Source organism: Pseudoalteromonas sp. UBA2102, assembly GCF_002331165.1.
GTDB classification, from domain to species: Bacteria; Pseudomonadota; Gammaproteobacteria; order Enterobacterales; family Alteromonadaceae; genus Pseudoalteromonas; species Pseudoalteromonas atlantica.
Map to the genome: position 1 here is coordinate 62200 of NZ_DCYU01000111.1, position 11582 is coordinate 73781.

The following is an 11582-nucleotide window of genomic DNA, read 5'->3' on the forward strand; positions in this document are numbered from 1 at the left end:
TTTTTCTGGCCCCCATGCATAGTCGTGATTTCCGACCACACGTAAATCAAACTGCATGGCTTTAATGGCTTCTTCTGTAGCGCTACCTTGTGATAGTTGCTCAGCAACAGTGCCTTTTTCGTAGTCATCCCCCCCGTTGGTAAAAAGGGTATGCGGCGTTTGTGCTAGTACTTGGTTGTAGTAGGCCTTTATGCGGCTAAAATATTGCTCCTCATAACCGAATCGCGCATGTAGGTCGGCAACATGAACAAATCTAACCGATTGCTCTGTGGCTGTGGCATCACACGTTGGGCCTATAGCGGCAAAGGCCTCATTGCGCTGCATCATAATAGCGAAGGTTCCTAGTGTTGTTACTTGCGCACTTACAAACCCATCTGCAACAAAAGAGTTATCAATAACTTCCCAGCCATCGCCAGATTGTCTAGCAATAAATAGCTGGCCTCCTAATTGGTAATCATCAGGTATTTTTATGCTGATAGTAATTGGATCACTAAAAGAAAGCGTACTTGGGGTGAGTAGGTGTATATCTGAGATAATATTTAGTAGTGCATTTGCATCATCTAATACTGTTTTTTCGTGTGTAAGTTCAGTGTTTTGAGAGACAGCATTGGCAGGTACAGTCAGTAAAAAGCTTCCTTCATCAAGGCTGACATCTAAACCGGTAGTTGTAGATACTGTTAACTCGCTAGGCTCAGGCTCAACGGGATCATTAGGGTTAGTTGTAACTTGATCGTCTGAACCACCACAGGCTGATAAAAAAACAATGCTTAAGGTTAAAAATAGGGTGTGAGATAAAGTTAACAAGCGCATGTACTGCGTCCCTGAGACTAGTTAAAAATTAATCAGCAGATGATAGCAGTTTACAGCGAGGTGATATAGAAATTTGAGAAAATTTCCCCCATAGCGGCTATGGGGGAAATTATAAATAGTATTACGCGTAATTAAACGTGCAATATTATGCAGCTTTTTCTTCTAGGCCTTGTTTTTCCCATACTTTCGCTTTAAAGCTCATAAGCACTAAAACAATACCTACGCCAATGCTAAATAAGGCAATTTGTAAGTATAAGTTAGGGATTTCTTCAACGTTATTTGGATCAAAGTTACCAGCCAGTAAGCCAGCAATAATGTTACCAATTGAATAAGTTAATACAAATACACCCATCATTTGGCCTGTGTAACGACGTGGCGAAAGTTTACTTACCGCACTTAATGCTACAGGGCTTAAACAAAGCTCACCTACTGTATGTAAAAAGTAAGTTGTTACTAGCCAGTATGGCGCTACTTTTAAGCCTTCAGCTGCGTAGTGAGCGGCCATAAACATAACTAAAAAGCCCGAAGCCATAATAATTAAGCCCATTGCACATTTTACGCTGTAAGTCGGCGATACCATCTTTTTAGATAAGTTAATCCAAAGCGCGGCAAAAAATGGCGATAAAGCAATAATAAATAGTGAGTTTAAAGATTGGAACCACGTAGTCGGAATTTCAAAAGTGCCAATAAGGCGATCTGTGTAATCACGGGCAAATAGGTTAAGTGATGAACCCGCTTGCTCAAAGCCAGACCAAAAACACGCAGAGGCAACACACACTAAAAATAGTGCCCACATTCTTTGTTTTTCGCCCGCTGTTAATTTACCTGTAAAGTAAATAACCCCGAAATAAATAAAGAATATAATAGTAAACACAACAGCTGTGTAGCCTGCTACAACAGTTGGGTTAATAATAATTGCGCCCGTCATTGCTGCAGCGGTCACACCAGCGGCAATAACAACAAAAGCAGCAATACCAAACCATGCACGAGATGTACCTTTAGCGCTTAATGGGTTAGCCGGTAATGCACTGTGCTCTGGTAGGTTGTTAAGCGTACGCTTATATTGGATTAAGCCAATAGCCATACCCACAGCAGCTGCACCAAATGCCCAGTGCCAACCTACGTTTTCCATAAAGTAACCACATACGTAGTAACCAATTAAAGAACCTAAGTTAATACCCATGTAGTATATAGCGTAACCGCCATCACGGCGCTCATCAGCATCGCTGTATAACTGGCCTACCATTGCGCTGATATTTGGTTTTAGCAAACCAGTACCTGTAGCAACAAAGATCAAACCAATAAAAAATGAATACTCATGAGGCACGGCCAAAATAATATGGCCACACATGATGATGATACCGCCGTACCATACAGCCTTTTGACCACCGAATAATCTATCCGCTAGCCAACCACCCGGTAAGCCTAAGAAATAAACGGCACCTGTGTATAAACCGTAAATTGCAGCAGCTGATGCAACCGTAAAGGCAAGGCCTTCTTCTTGTAGGCTTGCTGTCATAAACAATACGAGCATCGCTCGCATGCCGTAGTAACTCATTCGTTCCCACATCTCAGTGAAGAACAATGTCGAAAGTCCTTTAGGGTGGCCAAACCAACCACTATCTGGAGCTGAACTCATATTTACTTCCTAACTTTAAGAATTGTTGTAATGGCCTTATAATTTTTTGCTTTAGCTGTTTTGTGCCATGGGGCACTAAAACGCTCGACCATCTGTATATTATTTGTAGCTAAGATAATGATTTGCTAAATGGTAGTAACACCACAAGGTAAGAGACACACCCTTATCCTAGTTACAATTGCGCTCAAGTATACATATACCTTAGTGCGAGGGGAAGCATTCGCGATGTATCACCTTGCACTGCGTTAAAAGTCTGCGTAGGGAATAATTGGGGTGCCAGGAAACTCTAACGTCCCGTACACAGGATTGAAGTAATAGCGAATATAGAGCTGGCCAAAGTTTGGTTCGTAAAAGTCAGCGCGATCGATGGCTAAATAACCACCAAAAAACCAATGCGGCGTTATACGGTACTCAAAGCTCCCTTCAAGATTGTATGACACGCCAGAGCTGTCATCACTCTCAAATACAGGGTCTACCCCGGTAATCGCTTCTCTATCGTAGGCTTGTAGCTGCAAGTCAGTATCGTTAGGATAAAAATCAATGGCTTGGGTTTTTGTTTGCGAATACGAAATCCCCGTTTTTAAGCGATAAACAAAATCATCGCCCCAGCGCGCATCGTAGCTTAAAGGCACCGACAACCCAACGTAGTTTTGTGGGCTATAGTAACCGCCGTGGCCCCATGTTTCTTCACTTAAATTATACTGGTATGCCCAATGTAATAGACTTGCGCCGACGGTAAACTCACGCTCTTGATTACTAATAACGCGATAATAAGACCCGCCCATTACTCTATAGCGTTGGTTATCTTTAACATTTTGCCCTTTATAGAGCGTAAAGTCGGCGCTTGACCAAAAGCCCCAATCGCCACCTAAGTCATGAGATAGGTTGGCAGTTAGGCCTGTTGAGCGCACGCCGCCCCAAATTTCACCGGTATTTACATCTTCAAGCCCAGCATAAGAAAGCACGGAGCTTGTTACAGGGCGTTTTTCGAGCTCTAGGCTATAACCAAAGTCGCCAATACTGTTGGCGTAATTTACACCCCATACTATGTCTTCAATTAAAAAGCCAAGTGGGGTCGTGCCTACATCAACACGCCAATTTTCATTTTGCCATCCAATACCTATGTCGACCCCATCTTGCTCAGGGCTTACTTCATCAATAGCACAGGTAAATATACAAAGTGCACCTTGGCCGTAGCGGCTACCAGCAAATTGCTCATCAAAGCGAGTTGTTTGTGCGCTAATAGTGGTTGGGTCTATTTTAATAAACCCTTGGCCTTGCCAAAGTGGAAAGTAGGCCTCAATAGGTACTAAGCCTGCGCCAAGAGTTGCCTCGCTTTCGGTGCTTGTTTGGCCACTAAAGTTAACCCCAATAGCAATGTAAGCTTGGTTTTTGCTTTGCTCATTAATAAGCTCGCGCTTAGCGCCATTAATATACCACGCATCATTTTCATCTATGCGAGCAATTTGTTTATAAAACGATTCATCGTTTAGTCGTTGCTCGCTTGATAACGTTTTTAAATACCATTGCTTAGCTTGGTCTTGTTCATTAAAATTTCGGGCAACTTCAGCGCCCAAATAACTAAGCTCTTTATCATTGGGTGATTTAGCAATTAATTGATTGGCTAAAGCTAAAGCATCACCTGCGTAATTAAAGTCATTTAACGAGGCCATTATTTGGCGTTGTAAGTAGGCTTGCTGATCATCTGTTTGCGTTATTGCGCGCTCAGTAACTTCTTTTGCCTGAAAGTCGTTACCTAATTCTCTGTAAGCTTTTGCTATTGCAAGCATTGCTTGAGGTTCAATTGGCTGATTGTTTTTCAGTTTTTGCTGATAAACAATAATTGCTGACTCTTGCTGCCCCAGAGCTAAATTAGCATTTATTAATGCCGTGGTGATGGCGGGTGTACTTTGGTACTTTTGATCAAGCTGGTTAAGCTTTGCTAATAATTCGCCACCTTCGTAATACTGATTAATATACGTGGTGTATAAATTGACGTACTGTTCTACTTCGCCAGCACTTGCATTATTAGGCAAGCTGTAATGAGAAAACCATTGTTCTACAGCAGGGCGCTCGTTTTGTTCTAATAGCCACTGCGCGTAAAGCATATGCCAATAAGGTGATAAAGTAGGCTCAGTATTTAATGCAGTATTAATTAACTTTAGAGCGTGTTTTTTCTCATCTATTTGATACCAGCTACGCGATAGCTCGGCTTTCATTACAGGAGTTAAATTTTGCGCTTCTAAATTACTTAAATGAAAAATAGCCGTGGTTCTATTTTTAGTATTTAAGTGTCGCTCGCTTTGTCGAAGAGACTCGATGAGCCTAAGTTGTTGCTCAAGAGAAATTATGTCGTCATTTCGATCATTAACCGGCACATACTCTAAGGTGTTTAAAGCGCCTTGATAATCATCAATTGAGCGTAAAAATAAAGCATGGCTATAACGTAACTGTGGATTGAGCGGAAACTGCCAAAGCACATTATTAAATAACGTTTTTGCCTTTTTAGTTAACCCGTTTTGTTGATAAATAAACGCTAAATCGTAATAAAGCCAAGGCTGCTCAGGGGCCAGTTCAATAGCCTCTTTTAAGGTTTGCTCAGCAAGCTCTGTATCGCCTGCATCACTATATTGGCGTGCTTTTTCGCGAAGCTGGCTACTTAACGTTGCCGCATACACAGGTTTAAGTTGTGCTTTTTGAGACTGAGATAAAGCATTATAAAACTTGATTAACGATTGCTCATTGTTATCCAATTCAACAATTTCTAATAACCCTGTTAGAGCGCCATTATTAAGCGGATCATTTTTTAACACGGTTTGATAAATAGCGGCCGCTTGTGAATAATTACCTTGAGCAAATTGTAACAATCCGCGGTTATACAAAACGCTAGCAGGGTCTTGCTCAAGTGTGTCGGCTAAATTTAATTTAAGCAACGCCGTTTTAAACTGGCTATTATTTATGGCTTCTTTAGCTTGGCGTATGTAAAGCCAAAACTTCGCTGTGGTTGCTAAGTCTTTTAGCGTTTCTCGCTCGGCAAAGTCGGCGGTATGCGAATACGCCTTAGTAAAATAATTATAAGATGTTTGATTTTTACCCATACGCAAATAAAGGGTGCCAAGGCTGCGCATAATTGCGCCATCGTTAGGGCGTCCTTTGAGTGCTTTTAGTAAAAGCGGCTCTGCGGCAACGAGCTTGTTTTTTTCAAGTAACGCCTCACCTTTAAGCCATAGTTGGTAGGCCGGGTTAGCTAATAATTTTTGTCGCGCTTTTAAATCTTTTTTGAAATCTTGATACTGTAATTCGCCTTTGCTGCTAAACGGATACACGCTAAAGTAGCGCTGAAATTGTTTTTCTGTAGCGCTATTTAATTGCATGTTAGATAAAGCACCTAACCAGATTGTTTCTACTTCATTACTGTAGCGAGAGGTGGCACCATATTTACTTAAAATAGTTAGCGCGGTGCTATCAGTGGGGTTATTTCTGAGTAAGTGGCGCGCATATGCAATATCTACCGCGCTGATGTTTTCGTAACTGCGTAGTAGCCTTTCGTAGCCTTTTTTTACATTTTTCCATTGGCTTTGCTCTTGTGCATACCAACTTAAATGCTCAAGCTCAAACGCTAAGCTTGGATAGGTGTTTTTAAAAAGCCTGTTGTAAATTAATCGCGCTTGTTCGTAACGTCCCGCACGGGCAAGTAATTTAGCTTGCTGTATATCTGCTTTGTCTTCGTTTTCTAATCTAGCAATTAGTCGTAACTGTTCTACACAAGGGTGGGTACGTGTGTTGTTACCGTCAATTTTTCTTAAAATTTGATTTGCTTGTATAGCCTTACCATTAGCAAACTCAAAACGAGCAAGCGCACACTGGCTTTCTATTCGATTAGGGGCAATGGCCAATAGCTTTTGTAAGCTATCGGCAATTAAATCTTTATTTTCTTGCACTTCACCAATATTGATTTGGCTTAAAAGCCACTCAACAGAGTGTGTATCAATGTCATTATTTGTTTTAGCATGCACACTTGCGCTGACTGCTAACGTACAAACAACAGCCCATTTTAACGACATTCAGTGCTCCACCTTGGCTTGAGCGTCCCGTCTGCTGTTATTGAAAAGCGCTTATTAAGCGCGCTACTACCAAACAGGTTTAATACACTGTCGTAATAGCGTGTTTGTGTGAATGACTTATCGACCATTAACTTTTGTTGAATGGCCATAACCAAAGAATCATCGCCATTTTCTTTTAGCATGGGCAGTAGGGCAGCATTAAAGCCTAATGGGCCACGCTTTTGGGTTTTGCCAGAGCGTGCATAGGTATTTAAAGGAACGTAGCCACGGCTGTTTATAGCCTCTACAAAAGGGGTAAACTGCTCGCTTAGTTGTGCTTTGTATGGCGCATCGTTCGCCATCATGCTGGCCCATAAGTAAACCCTAATGGCATTAAAGCTGCCTAAATCGGTTGCTTTTTTATCGTAATAAAAACCTTTTGCTGGGCTATACATCACCCAGTCAGGGCTAACTCCGTTTTTAGCGGTATCTAAAATAAGCTTTGCAGACGCTTCATGTAATTGCTGCCAAGGTGAGTGCGGGTATAGTTTGCTAAATTGCTGATAAATAAATAACGGTGAATAACTAGGGTTGAGTTTATAGGTGTTATTTTCAAATTCAAACCCAGCAGGGGCGGGTAATAAAGTAAGCCCTAACCCTGAAATATAGGCGGTTTCTTCTCGCATAATACGCTGCGCTAATACAGCAGCTAAAATACTATAGCGGCGGTCATCCCATAAAATAGCTGCTTGCGATAAACTATATGCTATCCATAAATCAGAATCTGATGCTGGGTTTGAGTCTATAATCCCATAGGTATCATTGCCTGTTTCACCCCATTGCCACGCAGGCAGACGTGTACTTAAATCGCCTTCAGAGAGATGGTCTTGCGTCCAATCTAAAATGCTATCAAACGCGGCTTTATCATTTGCTACTAGCGCAAAAAATAGTGCGTATGATTGCCCCTCTGAGGTGGTAATATTTTGCTTTGAGCCTAGGTCTATTACGCGACCGTCATCACTAATAAAGTGATTTTTAAATACGTGCCACCCCTGCCAAGGCTCGCACTGCTGCGTTTGCGCTGACACAGAAAAACTTAAAAAAGCGGCTACTAATAATGCTCGGTTAAGTAATGTCATTATTCATCTCCTTCAGCTAAACGCTTATGGGTGAGTGCTTGTAGTAATCGCCATAAAATAAATGAAATTAGTAACAGCGTTAATATAGAAAGCAGGGCTAAAATAAATGGATGGTCAGATAAATGGAACCACACCAGCGTATGTACAGGAATATGACCAACAAAGTATTGCTCTTCAGTTTTTATTGTTTTAACGCCTTGTGAGTTTATAACCGCAGCACTGCCTTTTAATTGGCTTAATGTTTGCGAGTCCATAAGGGTTTTATCAATTAAGCCAAATGCTTTTTCAGTGGTGGCATTAAGTGACACAACAGAGCGTTCAGAATCAAAAGGAGATTGATAAGCTGTAATTACCGCCATATCTCCGCTACTTTTTACACTCACTTGTATTTTATCTGTGGCTTGCTCATCGTATGCACCGTTGTAAATTGCTTGCTTTATTTCACGTTGGTTATTGGTTAAAAGTACGTTTGTATGCGCATCTTCATCTAGTTGCTGAGCTTTGCTGCCAGGCTTTGCAACAACTAAAATATCTTTGTCGTCTAAATCAACATTTTCATTTAAATGGGCCACTGTCATTCTGTGGGTTGGATACCCCGTTATTGCGCCAAAATGACCGGTAAGATTAAACAGCAAAGTTAACGCTTTTGCAGAAGGCTGCGGGTCAATTAGTACAAGTGTTTGCTGTAAATCGGCATATTTGGTGTACGGGAAGCCACTGTTCGCAAAAACATTCAAATCTGGCAGGGCAATGTAATGATCAAAGCCACTTACATCAATATTAGAATTACCATCAATAACACCAAACTCACCACCAGGTGGTGCTATTGCACACTCACCTTTTTTCAGCACACCAAATCTAAAATCAAAGTTTAGCTCGTTCCGAGTGGCTAAGTTTATGCCATTAAGTGAAAAGTTTTCTGCGTTTTGTGTAGTATCGGTATTGGCAATAAGTGGCAATAATGTTTTTGTAGTATTGAGTGCAGAGTCGTCATTATCTAACAAATATCCACTAATAAACTTTTGATTAATCAACATATTTAACCGAGAGTCCAAAGACTCGCTCTCGGGTGTGCTGCGATATTGCAATGTAATGGGGATGCCTTTTTCACGCCAAGTAAATAAATCTGGAGCAAAGCGCACGTTTAATTTTACGGGGCCGTTATTTAACCCTTGTGCTTGTAGCTGATTGTCAAAATCAATTAATTCGTCAAAGTGTACAGCTCTATCAGCGCGTAACCAGCGCGGGGCATCGTACGCCTTGCGAAGCGGTAGTTGGTTAATTGCTTCTATGCTAGCGGTTCTGCCGGTCATGACTTTATGGCCAAAGGCCAATCCCGTGACGGCGGTTTTTAAATCGTCTTCATCACGCCCTAAAATAAGCAACATTTTGCTGTATCTATGTAGTGGGTTTGAAATAATCTCAACGGTTGGCTTTTCCACATCGGGATAGTCTTTTAAAAAGTCAGGCTTTGAATCGTTGGTAATAAAAACCACGCTGTGCGTATCTAATGATTTGTTAATCACCACCGGAAAATCAGCACCACGCCAGTCAGCTTGCGCGCCAAACCAGCTTGAAAGAGTCGCAGCCGCTTCAATCGTTTTGGTGTTAGGTGTTTTTGCAAACACAAACGGTAAGCTTAACTTATTGTAATCTTTGGCATCAAAAAAGGGCTCTGGTAAATATTCTAAACGGCTATCTATTGCCAGTTGCTTTTGATTGAGCGTGATATTGCTCGATTTATTAATTTCGGTCCAAATAGAGCGACTAAAGTAATCTTGGCAACGTAAATCATAATAACCAACAAGCTCAAACCGTACTTGGTTGTAGTCTTGTACATACTTAGCATTGAGTTTTAGGCTATGGTTAACGGTATTTTTAACCACACTTAGTTGCTCATTTATGGGCAGTACAGTGACTAAGTTTTCATTAAAATACACTTTTAAATGCGACACGTTAGCAATCAATGATGGCGAGTTTGTGTACGAAAAATTAAGCTGTAAATCGGTGCTTAATTTATCAATGCGGTTGGTAAAATCCACTCTTGAGTTGTTGTTTATGCCATCAAGCTTGTAGCCATCAAAGCCTAAAGCAGCAAAGTCTAATCTTAAACTAGACACGTTGGCGCTTTCTGGGTAGCCATTTATAAACACAGATTTATCGTGCATTGGCTCAATAGCACATGCTTTGTAAGCACTGCATGTTAAAAACAGTATTAGAAATGTATTAAGCAAATTTTTAATCATAATTATAATGCACTATTGGTTTTTTAGGGGTGAAAGAGTTTATATATACAACAATTTTTGTCATTAGTTTTACAAAGGGTTGTAATGGCTTAGGAGCATGAAACAATAAATTACTAAATCCTCTTAGGCTTGTTTTTTGTACTTCTTTAAAGCTATATGAAGGGCGGTCATGACGAAAATTATTTTGCCAGTCAAGCCACGCATCCGCTCTTGAAAAAGTACATTGTATAAATGCTTTTTGCTTTTCGAGCGAGAGATCTTTTAACGTTAAGCCTATTTGTTTGTTTCGGGTGTTACATACATACGTTGTAAACGAAAACTGTTTATTACCGCGGCTCATTAATAGCTCTATTTTGTCGTTTACTCGGCATAAATGAGCGTGCTCTGTTTCAATACCCACTCCATTATCAGAGTAATCGGTAATTTTAACTTTTAACGTATGCCCATTTGCTAAGCGCACGCCCGCCGGAAAGTTTGCCTTAATACGGTGTGACTGCCTTACTTGCCTTGCCTCTGCTGCAACGGCTACCGCAGCGCCTAAAATAATAATATTATAAATTGCCCAGCCCATGCTGATTAACAAAACGCCCACTTGGCTCGGATCGCCAAAGCCTAAGCGTAAAACACCTACAAGCATGCCAACTAAGTTTATGAGTAAAAGTACCAAGTAGGGTTTAGATATACCCCAATCGTAATGTTCTTTATCATTTAAGCCGCCTTTTTCTGTTACGTTAAACTTACCCTTATTAGGGTTTATTAGCGCAACGGTTGTAGGCTTTAATATGTACCAGGCAAGAACAGACTCATACACTTCACCCCAAAAAGAGTAGCGATATTTACCCTGAATTCGTGAGTTGGTCGCTTTTATTTGTATGAGTGTAGGCACTACATAAATAAAAATAGCTAAAAACGGCGCATAGATAATGTAAGCATTAAAGTATATGAGCGCCAGTGGCGCGGTTAAAAATACAATACGCGGAATACCCGATAAAAAGTGCAGCATGGCGTTTAAGTAGCACAGGCGCTGTGGTATATCGAGCCCTTTACCTAAAATTGGGTTATCGAGCCTAAATATTTGCGCCATACCCCGAGCCCAACGAATACGCTGGCCAATATGTGCAGAGAGGCTGTCGGTGGCAAGCCCTGCAGCTTGTGGGATATTTATATAAGCGGTTTTATAACCGGCACGTTGCATACGCAGTGCAGTGTGGGCATCTTCGGTTACCGTTTCAAATGCAAAGCCACCAATATTGTCGAGTGCTTCACGTTTTAAAACGGCGCATGAGCCACAAAAGAAGGTGGCATCCCACATGTCATTACCATCTTGGATCAACCCATAAAAAAGCATGTTTTCATTAGGGATTTGGCTGTGGTTATTTAAATTACGCTCAAACGGGTCTGCTGAGAAAAAGTGATGCGGTGTTTGCACTAAACATACTTTGCTGTCTTTTAAAAATTGCCCCATGGTCATTTGTAAAAATGAGCGGGCAGGTACGTGGTCGCAGTCAAAAATAGCAATGTAGTCGCCGTTAGTGTAGCGCATGGCGCTATTCATATTACCGGCTTTAGCGTGGTTATTATCGGGCCGTGTTAAATAACCCACCCCCACTTTTTGAGCAAATTCTTTAAACTCAGGGCGTTTGCCATCATCAAGAATATACACGTTGAGCTTATCAGCAGGCCAATCAATGCTCATCGCCGCAAG

General features: G+C 41.2%; 5 protein-coding genes and 1 pseudogene. All 6 read right to left on the bottom strand.

Annotated features, from left to right (window positions below):
* Positions 1 to 810 (bottom strand): annotated as a pseudogene (locus B2R65_RS15285) (metallophosphatase); the annotation flags it as partial.
* Between the two features lie 145 nt (positions 811 to 955).
* On the bottom strand, positions 956 to 2449 hold the full coding sequence (locus tag B2R65_RS15290; RefSeq protein ID WP_138579263.1) for a peptide MFS transporter: 1494 nt from the start codon (positions 2447 to 2449) through the stop codon (positions 956 to 958).
* Positions 2450 to 2694: 245 nt separating this feature from the next.
* Complete coding sequence (locus B2R65_RS15295; RefSeq protein WP_286744115.1) at positions 2695 to 6513, bottom strand: cellulose synthase subunit BcsC-related outer membrane protein; 3819 nt, start codon at positions 6511 to 6513, stop codon at positions 2695 to 2697.
* A complete protein-coding gene (gene bcsZ, locus B2R65_RS15300) occupies positions 6504 to 7631 on the bottom strand; it encodes a cellulose synthase complex periplasmic endoglucanase BcsZ (RefSeq protein WP_286744117.1) in 1128 nt (375 codons plus the stop codon). Before bcsZ ends, B2R65_RS15295 begins: the two co-directional genes overlap by 10 nt.
* The gene (gene bcsB / locus B2R65_RS15305) at positions 7631 to 9877 is read right to left on the bottom strand and encodes a cellulose biosynthesis cyclic di-GMP-binding regulatory protein BcsB (protein WP_282337726.1); all 2247 of its coding nucleotides are present in this window, start codon (positions 9875 to 9877) and stop codon (positions 7631 to 7633) included. Before bcsB ends, bcsZ begins: the two co-directional genes overlap by 1 nt.
* Positions 9870 to 11582, bottom strand: a 1713-nt coding sequence (bcsA, locus tag B2R65_RS15310) for a UDP-forming cellulose synthase catalytic subunit (protein ID WP_286744120.1), incomplete at its 5' end; no start/stop codon positions are given. The genes bcsA and bcsB, both read right to left, overlap by 8 nt.

Bases quoted from the DNA above. Each gene is read 5' to 3' on its own strand.
- B2R65_RS15295 (WP_286744115.1), bottom strand. From the start codon at position 6,513: ATGTCGTTAAAATGGGCTGTTGTTTGTACGTTAGCAGTCAGCGCAAGT.
- bcsB (WP_282337726.1), bottom strand. From the start codon at position 9,877: ATGATTAAAAATTTGCTTAATACATTTCTAATACTGTTTTTAACATGC.
- B2R65_RS15290 (WP_138579263.1), bottom strand. From the start codon at position 2,449: ATGAGTTCAGCTCCAGATAGTGGTTGGTTTGGCCACCCTAAAGGACTT.
- bcsZ (WP_286744117.1), bottom strand. From the start codon at position 7,631: ATGACATTACTTAACCGAGCATTATTAGTAGCCGCTTTTTTAAGTTTT.